The sequence below is a fragment of the Nocardia niwae NBRC 108934 = DSM 45340 genome (assembly GCF_001613465.1).
In the GTDB taxonomy this organism is placed as follows: Bacteria; Actinomycetota; Actinomycetes; order Mycobacteriales; family Mycobacteriaceae; genus Nocardia; species Nocardia niwae.
The window spans coordinates 154,691-172,903 of the sequence record NZ_BDCK01000018.1; the positions used below are offsets into that span (position 1 = coordinate 154,691).

Below are 18,213 nucleotides of genomic sequence, written 5' to 3' on the forward strand. Positions count from 1 at the left end.
GGCAACCCGCTGGTTCAATGACCGCATGGACCTGATCCGCCACCTTCGCTTCTTCGTCTCCGTCGCGGAAGAAGGGCACTTCGGCAGGGCCGCGGCCGCGCTGGACATGACCCAGCCCCCACTGTCGCAGGGGCTCAGACGGCTCGAACGGCATCTCGGCGTCGACCTCATTCGCCGCACCCGTCAGGGAGCCGTTCTCACCTCGGCCGGTGCGCAGTTGCTCCCGCGCGCCCGGCTGCTCGTGGACGACGCCGAGCGTCTGCTCGCCGAGTCCCACCGCATCGCGAACGCCTACGGCGCCGTGCACTGGGGCACTGTCGCGGCACTGCCCGATCGGGTGGTCACGGCGTGTGTGGGCGCCTTACGCACCGTGGTCGCCCCGGGCGCCGCGGTGTCCACGACGGTGGGCACGAGCGTCGACCTGGTCGCCGACGTGCGCGCCGGAATGTTCGATGTCGCGGTCATCGAGCATCCCGCCCTGGTCGACGGTGTCGAGGTGCGCCCGGTCGTCAAGGTGCCGCGGTGGCTGGTGGTGCCGTCGGATCACCGCAGTGCAGCCGCCGAGCGCCCGACCTTCCCCATGCTGGCGGGACTGAATTTCGCGTGTCCGCCGCGCGCAGCCAACCCACCCGCCTTCGACACCGCGGTGGACCTGCTGCGGGAGCGAGGCCTGGACGCACCGACCGTGCCCGCGCCCGACGATCGCGCCGTGTTCGCGGCGGTGGCAGCGGGAACGAGTTTCGGTCTCACTACCATGGCCCCGTCGTGCACGCCCGGCGTGACGTGGCTGCGCATCGCGCCGCAGGCGGTCGCGCTGCGTGTCCGAGTCGTCCACCGGCCCGGCGCCGAAGCCCATGCCGACGCGGTCGACCGGGTGCTCTACCGGGAGCGACTGCGGTGAGCACGACCGAGGACCGGATCCGTGCCGTGTTCGCCGATGCCGGATGCAGTGGCTGGCTGCACGCCCGCCGATGCGACGGCTCGGCGACGGAGGTCTCCGTGGGCGGCGACGAGCGGGTCGTGCTCGCGTCGGTGTACAAATTGCCGCTGTTCGTCGCGTTCTGCCGTCAGGTCGACGCCGGGCGCATCGATCCCGCTGCCCGGCTGACGGTGATCCCCTCCGACTGCACTCCGGGCCCGACCGGCATCGCCGTCATGCGTGATCCGGTGACCATGAGCCTGCGTGATCTCGCGACGTCGATGATGACCGTCTCGGACAACGCGGCAGCGGATGTCCTGCTGGGTGCGGCGGGACTCGGCGCCGTCGAGAGCCTGCTGGACGATCTCGGCCTCGACCGCACCCGCGTCGTCGGCGGCACCGCCGATCTGCACCGCAGTCTCGTCCGCGACACCGACACGCACAGCACCGCCGAGGCCTTCGCGGTGCTCGCGCAGAATGACGACGCATGGTCGGTGTCGGCATACGATCCCTCCTACACCAGCGCGACGACGCCGGAGGAGATGACCCGGCTGCTGCGCGCCCTCTGGAGCGGCACGGTGTTGTCCGCCGAGCAGACCGACTTCGTCCGCACCGTCATGCGCCTCCAGGTCTGGCCGCATCGGGTCGCCGCAGGCTTTCCTCATCGCAGCGTCGCGACGGCGGGCAAGACCGGAACCATCGGGGTCATCCGCAACGAGGTAGCGGTGGTCGAATTCCCTGGCGAACATCCCGTCGCGGTTGCCGTATTCACCCGCGCGGCCCGCGCGGATCCGCACCTACCCGCCGTCGACGCCGCTATCGCCGAAACCGCCCGTATCGCGGTCACCGAACTTCGGCTCCCGTTGCCGTAGACGGAGCGGCGGGGGGTGCGGCAGCAGAGTCCGCTTGCGCGGCCGACGTCCTTGTCGGCCTATCGACGACGCTGTCGAGGGCGGAGTCCGGATGACGAGGGCGTTGTCCGGACCTGTGCGTGCTGCACAGAACCAGCATCATCGACTGGGTGCCGACCCCGCATCGGTAATTCCACCCAACGTATACCTATCTATGGTCAGGCCCGGCCCGCGTCGCGGACGGCCGCGCCGATTGCGGGCTTGGGGGACGAAACCGAGGCGGGCATCGCCACCCGGCGCAGGATCACCGGAAGGCGTCCGCGTGGGCGGTGGCCCACTGGCGGAATGTGCGCGGCGCGCGGCCGGTGACCTCTTGTACCGTCGGGCGGACGATGGATTCGTCGATGGCCCCGTGCGCATAGAAGTCGAAGAAGGCGTCCACGTACTCGACGGGTGTGGTCCGGAGCATGTCGGCGCGGGCCTGCTCGTCGGTGAGCCCGTGACAGGTGAGGTCGCGGCCGGTGGCCTCGGCCAGGATCTCGACCTGCTGGGCGGGCGTGAGCGGCTCCGGCCCGGTAGGCCAGAGGATTTCGCCGTGCCGATCGTTGTCGCGCAGTACGGCGGCGGCCACCGCGCCGATGTCCTGCGGGTCGAGAGCGGCCGTGCGGACTTCGGGGAACGGTGCGCGAATCACGTTCCCGTCGCGAAGCTGGGGAAGCCAGCGCAGAGCATTGGAGGCGAAGGCGCACGGGCGCAGAATCGTCCATGCCACACCGCATTCGGTGGTCTCCTGCTCGGAGGCCATCATGTAGCGGGTGATGGCATTGGAGGTGTCACCGGTCCCCGCTGAGACGCCGGAGAGCTGCACGATGTGCTCGACGCCCGCCTTCGCGGCCGCCTGTGCGACCCCCGGATAACCCGGCAGCAGAAACACCGCGCGGACACCGTCGAAACCGAGGGACTCGGGCGAGGTGAGATCGCCTGCCACGGCTGTCACGCCCTCGGGCACGACGGCGCGCTCCGGATCACGCACCAGCGCGCGCACCGGTTCGCTCGTTGTGGCCAGGGCTTGCACAACTTCCGCGCCGACATTGCCGGTCGCTCCTGTCACGAGGATCATTGCGCCGATCTTTGCAGTAGTCGGCCCTTTTCACCCGCCCAGTGCAGCTTCCTGCAGCACACTGTGCAGCCTCTGCCCCTCCGGGAATCACTCCGTGAGATGTGCGGCGACGCCGTCGAGCAGTTTGCACAGCCCGAACTCGAAGACGCCTTCCGCGACATCACCGATGTCGCGGTCGTCAGGGGGACCTGCGGTGAGCATGGCCAGCAAGGCCGGGTAGCGCTCGGGCTGTCCGTACCGGTGGATCATCGCCGGGTCGAGAGTCGGGCCGACCTGCCCGGCCGCGTCGCGTCCCCGGGTCGGATCGATCGCCAGACGGGCGACTCCGCCGACGAAAGCGTTGATGGACAGGGTGATCTCGAAGATGCCGTGCGGTGGGATCCCCGCCTCGATGAGCGCACCCATCGCGGCCTCGCCCCACGCCGCTTCGTTCGGGCCCATGCAGCGATTGCTGGTGCCGACCGCCAGCACCCACGGGTGCCGGAGGTACAGCTCACGGGTACGGCGCGCCCACAGTTCGAGCGCGGCGCGCCAGTCGCCCCGCGGCAGGTCGGGTGGTTCGGACATCGTCGCGTCGAACATCAGGGCGACGAGTTCGTCCTTGCCCGGCACGTATCGATACAGCGACATGGTGGCCGCGCCCAGCTCCTTGGCGACTCGCTGCATCGACAGTGCGCCGATGCCCTCCGCGTCCGCGACGGCCATAGCCGTGCCGACGATCCGGTCCAGGCTCAGTGCCGGCCGGGGGCCGCGTCCGGACCGTCGGCCGCCGGTCCACAGCAGCTGCGCCACCGGAGGCAGTTCGTCAGCCATGTTCGCTCCTAGCGATCTAATTGCGTATGACCTACGCATTGCGTATAGGCTACGCAGTAATTCGTCGTTCTCGGATGTCCGGGGTGGTTCACCATGGCAGTTCCTGCCAGATCTTCTGGTTCCGTCGTGTCGGAGCCGAATCGGCCACGGTGGTGGCAGCGTCCCTGGATCGGGCCACTGCTGGTGCTCACATTCGCGTTCGTCGCCTTCTCTCTGCCGCCTTATCTCACCTTGGATCCGGCCCGGTCACGGGTACCGGACCCGGGGTTCGCCCCGCATTATCCGATGCTGGTCGCGCACGTGATCTGCGGCTCGGTCGCAATCCTGGTCTGCGGTTTCCAAGTGTGGCCGTGGTTTCGCCGCGAACATCCGGCGGCCCATCGGCGGCTGGGCCGCTGGTATGTCTTCGCCGGGGTCCTGCCCGCCGGGCTCGTCGGATTGGTAGTGGGGGCGACCAGTCCGTTCGGTCCCGTCGCGCGCGTCAGCAACGTCATGTTGGCGACCCTGTGGCTGATCACCACGTTCATCGGCTGGCGCATGGCGCGGCGGCGCCGCTTCGCCGAGCATCGCCGCTGGATGATCCGCAGTGTCGCGCTCACCTTGTCGATCGTGCTCAACCGGCTGCTCGGTGGAGTGCTGCTGCTCGTGCTGAGCCCGCGACTGGAGACGTCGTTCCACGGCGACGAGACGCTGCTGACGCAGACCATCGCGGGCATCGGCACCTGGCTCGGATGGACGCTCTCGCTGCTGCTCGCCGAAGCGTGGCTCGAACGCGGACGCTCACCCCGGGGCACGGGAGTCGTCTCCGCCGGAAGGCACCGAGCATGAGCCTGACCGGACTAGGGCTGACGGCACAGCAGGAGCGCGTCTACCGGGAGCTGCTACGCACCCGGCCCGGAGCCTCGGCGCAGGCGGCCGCGGCGGACGAGAGCGATGCCGGTGCGCGGAACGTGCTCACCGAACTGCGTCTGCTGGGTCTGGTGGACGAGAACCTGGCCGCGGTACCACCGGCGGCCGCGGTCGATCTGCTGGTGCGGCGGCGGATCACGCAGGCGCAGAGACAGTTCGAGGGAATCGCCGCCGCCTGGGACGCGTTGCGCGAACTGACCGAGGAGCAGCGCACCGGACGGCCTGCGGGGCTGATCGAGCAGCTGCCGAACGGGCCGGAGACCGTGCGGCGCATCTACGCACTGCTGACGGATCACCCTGGTGAGTTCTCCGCGCTGCGCACCGACGCGCTGCACGACGAATCGCGGCACGACTCCGTCCGGCACGGCCGTCTGCTGATCGCCGGGCTACGCAGTCGCACCCTGTTTCCCGCGCAGGCGCTGGAGGATCCCCTGCAGGCGGCCCACGCGAGCCGACGGCACGCGCTCGGCGAACTGCACCGGGTGACGACGGAACCGGTCTGGCCGTTGATCCTCGTCAACCGATCGGTCGCCTTCGTGCCCGCCGATCTCTCCGACCCCGAAGCGGGTGTGCTGCAGATCCGGCGCACGGGCGTGGTCCGGATACTGGCGGAGGTCTTCGACGGCATCTGGGACCGCGCCCGCGACCTCGGCCAACTACCGGTCTCACCCGACGAGCGGCGGGTTTTGCGGGCGCTGACCCGCTACGACACCGACGAATCGGCGGCTCGTGCGCTCAATGTCTCGGTGCGCAAGTTCCGCGCCCATGTCGCCGACCTGATGGACCGGCTGGGCGCACGCACTCGATTCCAGGCCGCGCTGCTGGCCAAGGAACGCAACTGGCTCTGACCCGCCGGGAGTTCTCCGGAATCCGCGGGCTCCTAGGTGCGCTCTCCCGGGCGGACCATGGTCAGCTGGTGAACTCGTCTGCCCGCGTAGCGCATTCCGGCAATCACCGGTGCGTCGCCGATGGGAACGAACCCCATGCGGGTGAAAAACGCCACAGCCCGGCTGTTTTCGACCTGCGTCTGCAGATGGCAGCCGATGCCGTCCTCGTCCAGCCGGGCCAGCCACCCGTCCATGAGAGCGGCCGCGGCGCCGGTTCCGCGCGCCTCGGCGGCCACAGCGATGTGCAGGTGGGCGGGCCAGCGCACATCGTGGAAGTCACCGGCCGTAGGCCGGCGGCGGATCGCCGCCAGGAGGGTGTCGACCATGGCGACGCCGAAGAACCCGGCCGTAGCCGGGCGCAGGAACAATCGGTAGGCGCGGATCGCCCGCTCGATCCGCTCGGCCTCACCGGGGAACTTCGAGCTGTCCCGGCAGCCCGTCAGATATCCGACCAGCTTGCCCTCCGCGACCGCCAGGAACACCGACTCGGGTTCCAGATTCAGGTATGGATCGAGGTAGACCGACGCCTCCGATGCCGGATCGCCCCACAGCTCGGCGACGGGCGAGCCTTCGCCCGCCCGGCCGAACAGTTGCCGTAACTCCGGCCGGTCGGCGGCCTCGAATCCGCGAATCTTTATGTCGATCATTCTCTCGGGGCCGCGGTGTCCGGCCGGCTCACAGGGTCCGGTCGAAGTGGGCGGCGACGGTGTCGACCGCGACGGTGACCTGTGGCTCCTGGTCGTAGAAGTCGAACTGGGTCCCCTGGGTCCAGAAGATGTCCTTGGGTCCGGCCAGCCCGGCGTGGAAGCGGCGCGCTCCGTCGGGGATCGCGGCCTGCTCGCTGTGCACGAGCACCGTGGGCTGGGTGATCTTCGGTGCCAGCGCGACGGCGTCGTAGGTGAGCCAGTCGGCCCAGGACATGACGGCGAACCGGTTGGGCCAGGCGGGGATTCCGCCACGGGCAGGATTGAGGTAGAAGTCGATGTCGTAGGGCATGGCCGCGCGTTCGTCGGTGGCGCTGACCACCGGCACGTAGTCGACCACGCCCGTCTCCGCGAACCGTGACCGCGCCCGCTCGCCGAGTGCGATCTTGGCTGCCACCGCCTCGGCTCCACCGTAGACCTCTGCGCAGACAGCCGCGTCGTGCAGCCAAGGCGCCACCAGTGCGAGCGACCGCACGCGGGCGTCCTCGGCCGCGTTGGCGGACATGTACATCGCCGCGGCGCAGATGCCCAGCGCGCCCAGTCGTGTGGCGTCGACGGCGGGGTGCGCCGCCAGGAAGGTCATCGCGTGGTGGATGTCGCGGACCTTGCGCTCCGGTGATTCGACATCCCGTGGTTCGCCCGCCGATTCACCGAAGCCGGTGAAATCGAACGACAGCGCCGCGTAACCGCGTGCCGCCAACCGCTCGGCGTACCGGTCGGCCATCAACTCCTTGACGCTGGTCCATGTTCCCGCCACCACCACGCCCGGTGCTGGGCGCCGCCCTGGCGGCAGGTACAGGTTTCCCACGAGTTGTACACCAGCGCTGTCGAATTCGACCTTCATGACTCCGAATCTCTCTTCATAGTGTTTCCGATCGACTCGCTGCGGTACGGACGGTCACGGCAGTGCTCGGTTGCCGTCACCCCAGAGCGCCGTCATCACCACCGCGGTGATCCGCCAGCCATCGGCGGATCGCACGAGGTCGAAACGATAGGAGCCGCCCAGTGTCCACAGGGATGCGCCGAAAGGGGCCGATCGGCGGTGGGTGGCTTGGAAGGAGGCGGTGCACACCGCGCGGTCGCCCTCGATGCTCACCAGGTGGTTGCCGAGCAGGTGCTGGGTCGCCGCGAAACCGCCGAGCGCCTCCTGCCACGCGGCCGCGATCTGCGCGGGAGTGAGCACCGCGGGATCGCCGCCGTTGAGGCTGGTGTAGTCCAGCGTCACGGTGTCGGCGAACACGTCCGCGAGCTTGTCCCACTCGCGAAGATCTGCGTACCACGCCATGCGCGTGCAGGTTTCGATGACATCAAGGCGATCCATACGGCCCAGAATGGCTGTCGCCGCGCTGCTCGGGGAAGGGTAGAGGTTGCACTCCGCGCTGCAGGAACCTGCACCGTCCCGAGCCGGATGGCTGGTTCGGCAGTGGTTGACGTTCGGCTTGGCCGCCGAGACCGCGAAGCCCTCGCACTACGAGCACGTGGCACGGTTCGTCGAAACAGTCGCGCCGCGCCGAATCGGGGAGCTGCGAGCGCATTACGATCCGATCGTCACGGCCCACGGGGTGGGTGAGCACATCCAGCGCGCGAACGGCACCCACCCCGGGCGCCCGTTCTCCGACCATGCCGCGGACGGGCTGGCGCTGGTCGAATCGTTGCCGGGCGCCGCCGAGGCGCCCGGGGTCCTGGACGCGGCCCGCCTGATCGTGCGTTACCACAAGAACAGCACCGCCTCCGGCCGCCGTGACTTCGCCGCCGAATCCGCCGCGGACCTCGCCGTGCCGCCCCCGTCGGCGGACTTCGCCGACACCGTGCTCGACCGACCGGGCCTCGGGGACTACCTGCTGGATCTACGAACCGCCCCCGCCGGCGCGGTTCGGCAGTGGCTGTGTCGACCCGGAAAACTCCGCCTCCTCATCGGGACCTACGACCCCACCCGCGACACCCGGCACCACATCACCGGGGCCGGTCTGGGGGACTGGTTCGACATCGTTCTGCGCATCCGTACCATCACTCCGACGCATTCGCTCGCCGAAGGGCGATAGCCCTCCGTCGGCCCGGGTCCTCGGGCATCGGCAGGCGAGTGCGTGCCGCGTCCGCGCGCCCCTAGGGTTGTGGCCGACGGGCTGGTCCGTCGAGAGGAGTTGCCGATGGACGCCGAACACTTCCTGCCGTTCCGCAAGAGCGCGGTGATCTCGCTGTGCGCCGACGAACTTCCCGATGCGGAACGCGAGTCGTTCGCCGAGTTCGCGCGTCTGCTGGCGGCCGTGGTGCATTACGAGTTCCATGCGCGTGGCGAGGCGGTGCTCGACGCCTATTCCGTGGTCGATCCGGCGGAGGACGAACGCGTGATCCGTGCCGCTACACCCGAGGACAGGGCGGCGGCGCGGATGCGGGTGGAAAGGGAACTGGTCGCGCTGGCCGAAGCGGCGGACTTCACGCGCATCGATGCCGCGGAGATCGAACGCGCATTCGCCGAGCATTCCCTGGTGAAGGTCCGATTGGAGGTCGATGAGGACGACGTCGAGACGGTGATGTTCTTCCGGCGCGGGGTAGCGCAGCGCACCGAGCGGGTCGGGTCGCTGTTCGGTCTGCGGCGGCGCAGCGTCGAATTCACCAGCTATGGCAAGGTTCTGGTGTATGTCGCGTTCGCCGAGCGTCCGGCTGCGGTCGCGGACCGGCCGCCCGCCGGTGTGCTGCTGAAGCTGTTCGGGAACGTTCCGAGAAACGATCTCGAAATGCTGTATCCGAGCGTTCGGGTGCGGATGCGGCCGGTGGACAAGCTGCTGATCGGGGTGCCCGCGGTGGTCTCCGGAATCGTCGTGGTCGTCACCAAGCTGGTGGCTTCGCTGGGGCCGCTGGTCTTGCTGCTGGCATTCTGGGCCGGGCTGCGTGAGGAATCCGTGCGGCTGGATCAAGCCACGCTGATCACCCTGGGCGCCGGGGTGGCGGCCTTCGGCGGTTACCTGGTGCGGCAGTTCTCCAAGTTCAAGAACCGCAAGATCAAAATGATGAAGACGCTTTCGGAGCACCTCTACTTCCGCAATCTCGACAATGACGCGGGAGTGATCCACCATCTGCTCGGCGCCGCCGAAGAGTCGGAGGTGAAGGAAGCCGTTCTCGCCTACCACTTCCTGCGCACGGCGGACCGGCCGCTCACCGCCGCCGAACTCGATCAGCGGGTGGAGGACTGGTTCCGTCGGTGGTGGGGGACGACCTTCGACTTCCGGATCCGCGACGGACTTCGCCGGCTCCGGGCGTGGGACCTGCTCATCGAAGACGAGCACGGCGCGCTGGGCGCGGTGCCGCTGACCGAGGCGAAACAGCGGCTGGATCAGCACTGGGACAACGTATTTCGTCCCGGGTCGGCCGACCGGCTCGGAGTTGCTTCCGGCTGAGACGGCCGGCCCGACGCCGGACCTGTTCGGGGAGTGGATCCGTGCTCAGCCGGCTGCCGGCACCGGATCGTTCCCGCTCCTGGCGGCGGGGCTCCGTGCGGGGAACGAACCGTCGGGGGCGACCCCGGGAAACCGGCGACGTAGCTGGGTGATGCAGCGGAGCACTTCGTTCAGTTCGGTTCGGAGCCTGCGCAACTCGGTGGCGCGTTCCACCTGGTTCGGTGAGTCGGTGCGCGTCATAGCCGCGATGAAGGAGTCCAGTTCGTCCGCCTCCGCGACGAGTAGGTCGACGAACATCTCCGCCTGAGTCCGCTCCGCCTGAGTCCGCTCCGCGTGGTTCTGCACCGTCGGCTCACCCCACCCCGAGGTCTCGGAGAGTTCTCTGCCCGCGCGGCGTTCCACCAGCAACGGCACGAATTCGCGTACAGCGGCGTGCCCGAAGCGCTCATGGGCTCGTCGCACGACCAATGCCACGGCCTCGGGGGGAACTTGCGGATGGCACTGCACGAGTCGTCTGACGATGTATCGGATCTGGATGGCCTCGTGGCTCTGCATGCTCAGTCCCTATCGGCGGCCGTACACGCGGAGCGCGACGACCACGCGTCGTGAGAATCCGGACGAAACACATCGGCGGTGCCAGAACGTTTCTGGGCTGTCCGCCGCTCTGCGCGACTCTCTGGTAGCGCCCGATTTCCGGACGGACCGAAGGCGGTGCGACTACCCGAATCGTCGTCACGCTGTCAATGTACCGTTGTGTGACGGTACGATCAATGGCGGCAAGGAATTATGGGTTCGGCCCGCCGGATCGGGCCGATTGGGATACCGTGTGCTGCGAAGGGGGATTCGCATGCGCACCAGACTATTTCGTCGAGCCTTCGCCGTTGTCACAGTAGTGACGACCTGTGTGGTGGCTGCCCTGAGTGAGGGAAGCGCGGCGGCCGAGACGGGTCTCGAACGGTTCGAGCGACAGGTTGTCGCCTGGCGGCCATGTGGTGACGAAAGATTGGACGCGGCGGGCGCACAATGCTCCGACGTCGTGGTGCCGCTCGACTACGCCGCGCCGGCAGGCGCCACGATCGCCATCGCCATCTCCCGCACTCCCGCGACCGATCCGGCGAAGCGGCGGGGACTGCTGTTGACCAATCCCGGCGTCCCCGGTCTGGACCCGTCCCCGGTCGTCGAAGGGTTGTCGGCCGAGGTTCGCGCCACGTACGACCTGGTCGGCTTCGATCCGCGTGGTATCGGTCGCTCGGCGCCGGTCCGCTGCGGATGGGGGCCGAGCCGTATCCCGGGTGGTGATCGGGCGCCGGGCCGCACCCGCGCCGCGGGCCCCCGAGTGGTACTGGCGCAATATCGAACGCAGCCGCCTCGAACAGCCCGTCTTCGGCCCGCTCACCAACCACATCGCACCGTGCGCCTTCTGGCCGCCGCCCGCGGAACCGGCCACCGAGATTCGGAACTCCGTACCCGCCTTGTTGCTCCAGGCGGACGGCGATATCCGCACACCGTATGCCGGTGCTCGAGCCATGCGCCGGGCGCTGACCGAATCGCGGCTGGTCACGCTGCGGGATACGCGCTGGCACGGCAACCTGGGGCTGCTCAGCAGCTGCGTGGCGGAATCCGTCGGCACCTACCTACTCGAGGGAATCCTGCCCGCCACCGACTCGGACTGCAGGCGCGGCTGACGGGCTGGAGGTCGAGGTCAGCGCAATCGCGGCCGCGCCGGGGCGATCCGGTCCTCGTCGGTCGGGCGGGAGGCGGCGATGTCGCCGGCGCCGAATCTCGCCGACCTCGGCCCGGCAGCCGGGCGGCTCGAGCCGAGGTCATAGGATGCGCTCTTCGGTCCCGGGTCGCCGTACGAGGCTCGCCGGTCTGGTGACGATCACCGGCACCTCGGCCCCGTGCAGGACCGCTCGACTCACCGACCCGAGCGGCATCGAGGGCAGCTCGTCGTGCCTGCGGCTGCCCACGACGATCGACCGCGCCTTCTCGCCCACCTCGAGCAGCCGCCTGGCGGGACGGCCTTCGACCACGACGCGCCGCACGGTGATCTCCGGATACGCCTCGCGGTAGTCGGCCAGGCTCCGGTCGAGCGATTCCTCGGCCTGCTCTCGTGATTCGGCGAGCGAGCCGTCGCCGCGGGAGGAGAATGCGTGCGTCGCAACGAGATCGGCGCCGCGGAACGCCGCCTCCTCGAAGGCCAGCTCGACAGCTGCGGCGCTGCTGCCGGAGGCGTCGACGCCGACGACGACAGGCCCGTCACCGTGCTCGACGTCTTGGGGAATGACGGCGACCGGACATCCGGCCTGCCGGGCCAGCGCGGTGCTCAGCGAGCCCAGCATGGCGCGGCTGAACGCGCCGAGGGCACGAGTGCCGACCACGAGCAGCCGCGCGTTCTCGGATCGGCGGCGCAGCACCGGAATGGGCGCGGCGTCTGTCAGCTCCGCGGTCACCTCGATCCGGTTGATCGGAGCGGATTCGGCGACTGCCGTGGCGTACGCGATCTCCAGCGCATCGGATCCGCCCCAGCGGTACCGCGCGGGGACGGACCGCTCGATCTCGACGCCGGAACCGTAGTCGCCGAGGACACCGGTCAGCGAGACCAGATGCAGCGGTGCGCGGCGATGGGCCGCGTCGACGGCAGCCCAGCGTACGGCGGCGAGCGCTACCTCGGAACCGTCGACACCCACCAGAATCGAAGCATTGCTCATCGTGGACATGGGGTGTTCCTCCAGTTCGCATGCAAGGTCCCGAATCGCGGTGACTTACCTGGACGAGTGTCCATCCCCTTGCCCTGGTGGCAGTAGAGCAACCGGTAGCCTGCGGCGAAGGACCTAGGTCCCGCCCGCGCGGGGCCCCGGCCGCGATGGCCCGAAGGCCGCTACACGCTCGCTGCCGAGGTCGAGCACGGTGGCGAAGCCTGCGGCGAGGCATTCGGTCAGCGTTTCGGTGTCTGGGATCGCGGCTGTGTCTGCGTTGATTCCGATGTAGCAGGTTCCGGCATGCGAGGTGAGGGTTACGTTGACGGCCGTGCCGATGGTGGGGCCGAAGGCGTACATGCGGTCGATCCGCGCGCCGGCGATGTAGAGCGGCACGGGGGAGCCGGGGACGTTGGAGGCGACGAAGTCGACGTGTTTGAGCATATCGGTCAGCAGCGCGGCGGGCAGGCGGTTCAGCGTTGCCGCGACGGCACCCGACAGCGGTATCGCGGGTTCGCGTCGCCAGCCCGCGACCGCGGCGTCGACGGCGCGCAGGAGATCCGCGGTATCGGTGATGCCGGCCGGTAACGCGAAGCGAGCGAGCGTGATGCGGTTGCCGCCGAGCGGGTCGTCCGGGGTGCGCAGGCTGATCGGCATCGTCACCCGCAGCTGGTCGAGCGCCGCGCCGTGCCGGTTGTGATACATGCGCAATCCGATCACCACTGCGGTCAGGAAGGCGTCGTTGAGGGTGCAGCCCGCAGCCTGTGCGGTACCGCGTAGTCCTGCGAGGGGCACGTCGAGGACCGAGACGCGGCGGCCGAGGCTTCGCCTGGTCATCACGGGTGAGAACGTCGCGGTGATGGGCCGGGCCAAGCGGACCAGCGACCTCGCCAGCGCGGTGCCTTCGCGCAGCGCCCCGGCGGGGTTGCGCAGCGCTCGCCATGCGATGGGCGGCGTCGAACGGATACCGCCGGCGAGCAGATCCGAGCCGATCGACAGGTTCCAGGTCACGATGTCGCGCAGGGTGCCGGCGTGGTCGCCCAGCGGCTCGGCAGGGTTGCCGTGGTCGGTGCCCGCGCGGTCGAAATCGAGCAGGGCCGTGGCGATCTGGATGCCGCCGATACCATCGGTGAGACTGTGGTGCACGGTCAGCACCAAGGCGCATGTCGCGCCTTCCGGACCGCTGAGCAACGTCGCGCGCCACAGCGGGCGGGCCGGGTCGAATCCGGTCATGGCCTCGGTTCGGGCGAACTCAAGTACTGTCGACATGTTCGCCGGTTGCGGTAGTGCGGATCGTCGCAGATGCCAGGACAGGTCGAAATCCGGATCGAGTGCCCACCGTGGCGGGGCGAGGCCGAGCGGCACGGCGATGAGCCGATGCCGAAGTCTGGGCACGACGCGGCTGCCGCGATCCATCGTCCGGGCCAGTCGATCGGGGTCCGGTTCGGTGTCGAGCATCAGCACCGACACGATCGTCGAGCGCAGGACCGGGTCGCGCTCCATGTTCCAGGAGAACAGGTCCGACTGCGACATGTGGGATTCGCGGGCGTCCATCACCTGCTGCCCCCGTCCACTCCGGACGACGTGCCCTGGCCCGCGCCGACTCGGTTGTGCGAATCAGCTGATGTGTGGTGCGCCCTCGACCGGCGCGCGGACCGGACGACATTCATACCGTTCAGTCTTCTTCAGTGGCGTCCGGCGGTGACCGATGACGAAGACCCTTGTTCGAAGGCCCTTCGTCCTCTCTTGTCCGGGACGCAGCCGGAATGCTTTCTGAGCGGCGGGCACGCGGTGATCGACGGTCCGTACCGGAGGAGTCGGGGACATTCGGCCCCGAACTTCGTGCCGATGTCCTCCTCCAGCGCCGCCCGGGACAACCACACGCTGATAGTGCCCGCCGACGAGCAGCGAGTGAACGGAGCAGCCGTGCTGATAAACGAGGACATCCGAATAGCGGACCGGATCACCCGCCTGGTCAATCGCCGGCCAGTTGTCGGCGCGGCGGTGGCGGTCGTGCGCGCGGGCCGGATGGAATTCGCTGGGCATGGCCTGGCCGATCTGGACGCACAGCGACCGGTCACCGAGGACACGGTCTTCCGGGTGGCGTCCATTACCAAAACCTTCACCGCGATCGCGGTGATGCAGCTGTGGGAGCGCGGCTTGATCGATCTGGACGCGCCGGCGAGCGCGTACCTGCGTTCCTATCGCCTGGTTCCCGACGATGCGCGATTCGGACCGGTGACGGTGCGCCACTTGCTGACCCATACCTCCGGGGTAGGCGAGACAGCGCACCCTCGCCGGGTGCTGAAGCCCGATTTCGGGGAAAGCGTCGCGCCGGGTGAGCCCGTGCCGACATTGGCCGACTACTACCGACGTGGATTGCGCGTCCAGGCGGATCCGGGCACGAGATGGACCTACACCAACCATGGTTTCGCCACGCTCGGGCAGATCGTCGCCGACGTCACCGGCCTCGCCTTCGCCGACTATACGCGCGAGCGGCTCTTCCGGCCGCTGGGGATGTTCGATACCGGCCTTACCGCGCGCATGTTCACGCCGGCGCGCAGGGCGGTCGGATACACACTCCGCGCGCACGGGCCGGAGGAGGTCGCGCATCGCGAGATGATCACCGAGGCGGCGGCCTCGGTCTACTCCACAGCTCGGGACATGAGCAGGTACGTCACCGCGCTGCTGAACGGCGGCGGGAACGAGTACGGGTCTGTGGTCGAATCCTCGACGCTGGCGATGATGTTCGCGCCGCATTACCAACCCGATCCTCGTGTCCCGGGAATGGGTCTGGGATTCTTCCGCGGCCGGGCCGGGAATCATTCCGTGATCGAGCACCAAGGCATCCTGCCCGGGTTCAACTCGCAGATGTGGCTGGCCCCCGACGACGGGCTCGGGCTCATGGTCTGCGTCACCGGCGGGCATCGCGCGACGCTCTGGCTTCCGGCCGAGACCTCGGCGCTGCTGCACGAGCTACTCGGTGCCGCACAGCCGGTGATCCGCGACGACGTCGCGCACCATCCGGAGATCTGGTCGGAGATCTGTGGGTTCTATCCGCTACCGGGAGCAGTCACCGATGTCCGGGCCCGATCGATGGTGGGCGCCGGCGCCGAGGTTCGGATCAGCGGCGGCCGGCCGGTATTGCGGGTGCTCACTCCGATTCCCGCGCTGCTGCGCGGGCTGCCCCTGCATCCTGATGATCCGGACGACCCTTTCGGTTTCCGCATCGACATGACCCGCTGGGGCATCGGCACCGGCAGGATTCTGTTCAGTCGCGACCCCGTCGACGAGACGATGCGAATGCACTTCGATCTGCATCCGCTCACGCTGCGGAAATCGAGAAATTCGTTGACACCTCGTATGAGAAGGATGCTCTTATGAGCGAACCAGCGATCTCGATCGTCGGCCTGAGGAAGTCCTTCGGCCCGGCGCGAGCGCTCGACGGTTTGGACTTGACCGTGCGAACCGGCGAGGTCCACGGGTTCCTGGGTCCGAACGGCTCGGGCAAGACGACGACGATCCGCGTTCTGCTGGGCCTGTTCCGGTCCGACGCGGGGACGGTACGCATGCTCGGCGGCGATCCGTGGTCGGACGCGGTCGCCCTGCACGCTCGATTGGCATACGTGCCGGGTGAGGTCACCCTGTGGCCCGGGATCACCGGGGGTGAGGTCATCGACCTGATGGGGCGGCTGCGCGGTGGGATCGACCGGCGCCGCCGCGCCGAGCTGCTGGAGCGATTCGATCTCGACCCGCGTCAGAAGGCGCGCGCGTACTCCAAGGGCAACCGCCAGAAAGTAGCGCTCGTGGCGGCGTTGGCCTCGAACGCCGAACTGCTGTTGCTCGACGAGCCGACTGTCGGCCTCGATCCGCTGAAGGAGGCCGAATTCCAACGGTGCATTGCGGAATCGAAACACGAGGGCCGGACCGTGCTGCTGTCCAGTCATATCCTTGCCGAGGTCGAGGCGCTGTGCGATCGGGTGAGCATCATCCGGCACGGCCGCACGGTGGAAAGCGGCAGCCTGTCGCAGCTGCGGCATCTGACCCGCACCACGATCGCCGTCGAAACCATCCGGACCCCGACGGAACTGGATGCGATGGCGGGTGTGCACGACCTCGCGCGTAACGGCACCCGGGCCAGGTTCGACGTGGACACCGCGCACTTGGAGGACGTGATGCGCGTACTGGCCGATCTCGGTGTGCGCAGCCTCACCAGCACACCGCCCACGCTCGAGGACATCTTCCTGCGCCACTACGGCAGCGTTTCGGCGCCCGCGGGAAAGGCACCACGATGAGCGCCCCCGCGCGGGCTCGGCCGCGGCTGCGGGAGAACCTTTCCGGAGCCGGGACGCTGCTGCGCTTCTCGCTCCTGCGCGAGCGGTTCGCCGTGCCGTGCTGGCTGCTCGGCTCCGGCGCGCTGTTGGCCTTCCAATCCCTCGGCAGTCAGCGCTTCTACGACTCCCCGCAGAAGCTCGCGCAGATCCGCGAGACGATGAGTGCCAGCGCGGCCACCGTCGCCATGGGCGGTCCGACCCAATTGCTGACCAGCATCGGTGGCGAGATCGTCTTCGAGATCTTCGCCTACCTCGCGGTGGTCGTCGCGTTGATGAACATGTTCCTGGTCGGCCGGCATACCCGCTCGGACGAGGAGACCGGCCGGGCCGAATTGCTGCGCTCGGCACGGGTGGGCCGTCGGGCGCCCGCCGTCGCCGCTCTCGCGCTGGCAGGTCTGGCCGATGTCGCCGTAGCACTGGTTGTTTTCGCCGCCGCCGTCGCAACCGGTCTCCCCGCGAGTGGATCTCTCCTGCTGGGAGTCGCGATCGGGGGCGTGGGCATCACGTTCGCCGCCGTCACGGCGGTCGCGGCGCAGGTGTTCGAGAATCCGCACAGCGTGTACGGGGCGGTCGGACTTGCCCTGGCGGCCGCTTACGTGGCACGCGCGATCGGTGATGTGGGTACCGGAGCCGCCTCGTGGACATCGCCTATCGGATGGGGTCAGCGCAGCTATCCGTACGCGGGCGACCGCTGGTGGACAGTACTGCTGTTCGCCGGCGCGGCACTGGCGCTGACCGCCGTGGCGTTCGCTCTGCTGGACCGGCGCGACTTCGGTGCCGGGCTTCTGCCGTACGGAACCGGACGCGCGACGGCGACTCGGTGGCTGGGATCGCCGCTGGGCCTGGCCTGGCGGTTGCAGCGTGGTTCCCTGGCCGGTTGGACTGTAGGGGTTTTCGCGCTCGGGGCAGCGTACGGCTCGTTCGCCGAGAGTATCGAGGACTACCTCGCAGACAATCCCGAGATCGCCGCCTATCTTCCCGGCGGCGCCGCCGACGCGGTGAACTCGTATCTGTCGCTCACTGTTTCGATCGTCGCGTTGCTCACTGCGGCTTTCGGCGTCGCGAGTCCGCTGCGCGCCCGCGGCGAGGAGACCGCGGGCCGGGTGGAGCCGCTACTGGCCGCACCCGTCAGCCGGAATCACTGGCTGGCGAGTCACCTCAGTGTCGCACTGGCCGGCGGTGCTGTGGTGCTGGCCGTCGGCGGATTCGGTCTCGGGCTGACCTATGGCTTGACGATCGGCGACGCCGTCCAGCCGCTGCGAATGACCGGCGCGGCGCTGGTGTATCTCCCGGCCGTCTGGTCGGTGACGGCGGTCGCGGCACTCGCCTTCGGCTGGGTGCCGAGGGCGGCTGCCGCCGTGGCATGGGCCGTCTTCGCCTACTGCGCCGTGGCCTTGCTTTTCGCGGATGCCTTCGATTGGCCCGATTGGTTCGACGCCGCGTCTCCGTTCACGCACACTCCGGACGTGCCGCTGCGGACCGTCACCGCGGCACCGATACTCGCGATAGTGTCGAGCGCCCTGGTCTGCCTGGCGCTCGGTTTCGCCGGTTTCCGCCGCCGCGACGCCGGCTACTGAGCGAG

Annotated in this window: 18 protein-coding genes; 10 read left to right on the forward strand and 8 right to left on the reverse strand. The window is 68.9% G+C overall.

The window, feature by feature from the left end:
• Positions 1 to 25 precede the first annotated feature (25 nt).
• Positions 26 to 901 carry a LysR family transcriptional regulator gene (locus tag NNI01S_RS11410; protein WP_063020011.1) on the forward strand — a complete coding sequence of 292 codons (876 nt, stop codon included), beginning with the start codon at positions 26 to 28 and terminating at the stop codon, positions 899 to 901.
• Positions 898 to 1,791, forward strand: coding sequence for a serine hydrolase (locus NNI01S_RS11415; RefSeq protein ID WP_063020012.1), 894 nt, complete (start codon positions 898 to 900; stop codon positions 1,789 to 1,791). The genes NNI01S_RS11410 and NNI01S_RS11415 overlap by 4 nt, the downstream gene beginning before the upstream one ends.
• Positions 1,792 to 2,074: 283 nt before the next feature.
• On the opposite strand, the gene NNI01S_RS11420 is transcribed toward NNI01S_RS11415, so the two are convergent.
• Both NNI01S_RS11420 and NNI01S_RS11425 read right to left on the reverse strand, forming a co-directional pair.
• Entirely contained in the window at positions 2,075 to 2,890 is an 816-nt protein-coding gene (locus NNI01S_RS11420) for an NmrA family NAD(P)-binding protein (RefSeq protein WP_063020013.1), read from the reverse strand.
• An 87-nt stretch (positions 2,891 to 2,977) separates the two neighbouring features.
• A complete protein-coding gene (locus tag NNI01S_RS11425) occupies positions 2,978 to 3,703 on the reverse strand; it encodes a TetR/AcrR family transcriptional regulator (protein WP_063020014.1) in 726 nt (241 codons plus the stop codon).
• A 126-nt stretch (positions 3,704 to 3,829) separates the two neighbouring features.
• On the opposite strand from NNI01S_RS11425, the gene NNI01S_RS11430 reads away from it, so the two are divergent.
• Together NNI01S_RS11430 and NNI01S_RS11435 are read left to right on the forward strand one after the other, a co-directional pair.
• Complete coding sequence (locus NNI01S_RS11430; protein WP_245676075.1) at positions 3,830 to 4,531, forward strand: DUF2306 domain-containing protein; 702 nt, start codon at positions 3,830 to 3,832, stop codon at positions 4,529 to 4,531.
• Positions 4,528 to 5,460, forward strand: coding sequence for a helix-turn-helix transcriptional regulator (locus NNI01S_RS11435; RefSeq protein WP_063020016.1), 933 nt, complete (start codon positions 4,528 to 4,530; stop codon positions 5,458 to 5,460). The genes NNI01S_RS11430 and NNI01S_RS11435 overlap by 4 nt, the downstream gene beginning before the upstream one ends.
• 32 nt (positions 5,461 to 5,492) lie before the next feature.
• Here NNI01S_RS11435 and NNI01S_RS11440 read toward each other — a convergent pair whose 3' ends face one another.
• From NNI01S_RS11440 to NNI01S_RS11450, 3 genes are read right to left on the reverse strand one after another with little or no spacing between them, the layout of a single operon-like run.
• Positions 5,493 to 6,146 carry a GNAT family N-acetyltransferase gene (locus NNI01S_RS11440; RefSeq protein WP_063020017.1) on the reverse strand — a complete coding sequence of 218 codons (654 nt, stop codon included), beginning with the start codon at positions 6,144 to 6,146 and terminating at the stop codon, positions 5,493 to 5,495.
• A 28-nt stretch (positions 6,147 to 6,174) separates the two neighbouring features.
• On the reverse strand, positions 6,175 to 7,047 hold the full coding sequence (locus NNI01S_RS11445; RefSeq protein ID WP_063020018.1) for an alpha/beta hydrolase: 873 nt from the start codon (positions 7,045 to 7,047) through the stop codon (positions 6,175 to 6,177).
• Positions 7,048 to 7,101: 54 nt separating this feature from the next.
• Complete coding sequence (locus NNI01S_RS11450; protein WP_063020019.1) at positions 7,102 to 7,524, reverse strand: nuclear transport factor 2 family protein; 423 nt, start codon at positions 7,522 to 7,524, stop codon at positions 7,102 to 7,104.
• 106 nt (positions 7,525 to 7,630) lie between these two features.
• Here NNI01S_RS11450 and NNI01S_RS11455 point away from each other — a divergent pair, with 106 nt between their 5' ends.
• On the forward strand, positions 7,631 to 8,245 hold the full coding sequence (locus tag NNI01S_RS11455) for an erythromycin esterase family protein (RefSeq protein ID WP_063020020.1): 615 nt from the start codon (positions 7,631 to 7,633) through the stop codon (positions 8,243 to 8,245).
• Positions 8,246 to 8,350: 105 nt separating this feature from the next.
• Entirely contained in the window at positions 8,351 to 9,598 is a 1,248-nt protein-coding gene (locus NNI01S_RS11460; RefSeq protein ID WP_063020021.1) for a TMEM143 family protein, read from the forward strand.
• Between the two features lie 45 nt (positions 9,599 to 9,643).
• Here NNI01S_RS11460 and NNI01S_RS11465 read toward each other — a convergent pair whose 3' ends face one another.
• Entirely contained in the window at positions 9,644 to 10,153 is a 510-nt protein-coding gene (locus NNI01S_RS11465) for a three-helix bundle dimerization domain-containing protein (RefSeq protein ID WP_063020022.1), read from the reverse strand.
• A 737-nt stretch (positions 10,154 to 10,890) separates the two neighbouring features.
• On the opposite strand from NNI01S_RS11465, the gene NNI01S_RS35950 reads away from it, so the two are divergent.
• Positions 10,891 to 11,283, forward strand: coding sequence for an alpha/beta hydrolase (locus NNI01S_RS35950; RefSeq protein ID WP_063020023.1), 393 nt, complete (start codon positions 10,891 to 10,893; stop codon positions 11,281 to 11,283).
• Positions 11,284 to 11,421: 138 nt separating this feature from the next.
• Here the strand turns inward: NNI01S_RS35950 and NNI01S_RS11475 are convergent, their stop codons facing one another.
• The gene (locus NNI01S_RS11475; RefSeq protein ID WP_063020024.1) at positions 11,422 to 12,318 is read right to left on the reverse strand and encodes a universal stress protein; all 897 of its coding nucleotides are present in this window, start codon (positions 12,316 to 12,318) and stop codon (positions 11,422 to 11,424) included.
• A 114-nt stretch (positions 12,319 to 12,432) separates the two neighbouring features.
• Positions 12,433 to 13,830: a wax ester/triacylglycerol synthase domain-containing protein gene (locus tag NNI01S_RS11480; RefSeq protein WP_084488729.1), complete on the reverse strand. Its 1,398-nt coding sequence runs from the start codon at positions 13,828 to 13,830 to the stop codon at positions 12,433 to 12,435.
• A gap of 315 nt (positions 13,831 to 14,145) precedes the next feature.
• Here NNI01S_RS11480 and NNI01S_RS11485 point away from each other — a divergent pair, with 315 nt between their 5' ends.
• Genes NNI01S_RS11485 through NNI01S_RS11495 form a run of 3 tightly spaced genes read left to right on the forward strand, consistent with a single transcriptional unit; the run spans position 14,146 to position 18,208 of the window.
• Positions 14,146 to 15,681, forward strand: coding sequence for a serine hydrolase domain-containing protein (locus NNI01S_RS11485; protein WP_084488730.1), 1,536 nt, complete (start codon positions 14,146 to 14,148; stop codon positions 15,679 to 15,681).
• The gene (locus NNI01S_RS11490) at positions 15,678 to 16,592 is read left to right on the forward strand and encodes an ABC transporter ATP-binding protein (RefSeq protein WP_063020026.1); all 915 of its coding nucleotides are present in this window, start codon (positions 15,678 to 15,680) and stop codon (positions 16,590 to 16,592) included. The genes NNI01S_RS11485 and NNI01S_RS11490 overlap by 4 nt, the downstream gene beginning before the upstream one ends.
• Positions 16,589 to 18,208 (forward strand): ABC transporter permease, encoded by a 1,620-nt coding sequence (locus NNI01S_RS11495; RefSeq protein WP_063020027.1) that lies wholly within the window; start codon positions 16,589 to 16,591, stop codon positions 18,206 to 18,208. Before NNI01S_RS11490 ends, NNI01S_RS11495 begins: the two co-directional genes overlap by 4 nt.
• Positions 18,209 to 18,213: the final 5 nt, after the last annotated feature.

Coding starts and splice junctions, on each gene's coding strand:
- NNI01S_RS11410 (WP_063020011.1), top strand. CDS start 26: ATGGACCTGATCCGCCACCTTCGCTTCTTCGTCTCCGTCGCGGAAGAA.
- NNI01S_RS11420 (WP_063020013.1), bottom strand. CDS start 2,890: ATGATCCTCGTGACAGGAGCGACCGGCAATGTCGGCGCGGAAGTTGTG.
- NNI01S_RS11425 (WP_063020014.1), bottom strand. CDS start 3,703: ATGGCTGACGAACTGCCTCCGGTGGCGCAGCTGCTGTGGACCGGCGGC.
- NNI01S_RS11435 (WP_063020016.1), top strand. CDS start 4,528: ATGAGCCTGACCGGACTAGGGCTGACGGCACAGCAGGAGCGCGTCTAC.
- NNI01S_RS11440 (WP_063020017.1), bottom strand. CDS start 6,146: ATGATCGACATAAAGATTCGCGGATTCGAGGCCGCCGACCGGCCGGAG.
- NNI01S_RS11445 (WP_063020018.1), bottom strand. CDS start 7,047: ATGAAGGTCGAATTCGACAGCGCTGGTGTACAACTCGTGGGAAACCTG.
- NNI01S_RS11450 (WP_063020019.1), bottom strand. CDS start 7,524: ATGGATCGCCTTGATGTCATCGAAACCTGCACGCGCATGGCGTGGTAC.
- NNI01S_RS11460 (WP_063020021.1), top strand. CDS start 8,351: ATGGACGCCGAACACTTCCTGCCGTTCCGCAAGAGCGCGGTGATCTCG.
- NNI01S_RS11465 (WP_063020022.1), bottom strand. CDS start 10,153: ATGCAGAGCCACGAGGCCATCCAGATCCGATACATCGTCAGACGACTC.
- NNI01S_RS11475 (WP_063020024.1), bottom strand. CDS start 12,318: ATGTCCACGATGAGCAATGCTTCGATTCTGGTGGGTGTCGACGGTTCC.
- NNI01S_RS11480 (WP_084488729.1), bottom strand. CDS start 13,830: ATGTCGCAGTCGGACCTGTTCTCCTGGAACATGGAGCGCGACCCGGTC.
- NNI01S_RS11485 (WP_084488730.1), top strand. CDS start 14,146: ATGTCCTCCTCCAGCGCCGCCCGGGACAACCACACGCTGATAGTGCCC.
- NNI01S_RS11490 (WP_063020026.1), top strand. CDS start 15,678: ATGAGCGAACCAGCGATCTCGATCGTCGGCCTGAGGAAGTCCTTCGGC.
- NNI01S_RS11495 (WP_063020027.1), top strand. CDS start 16,589: ATGAGCGCCCCCGCGCGGGCTCGGCCGCGGCTGCGGGAGAACCTTTCC.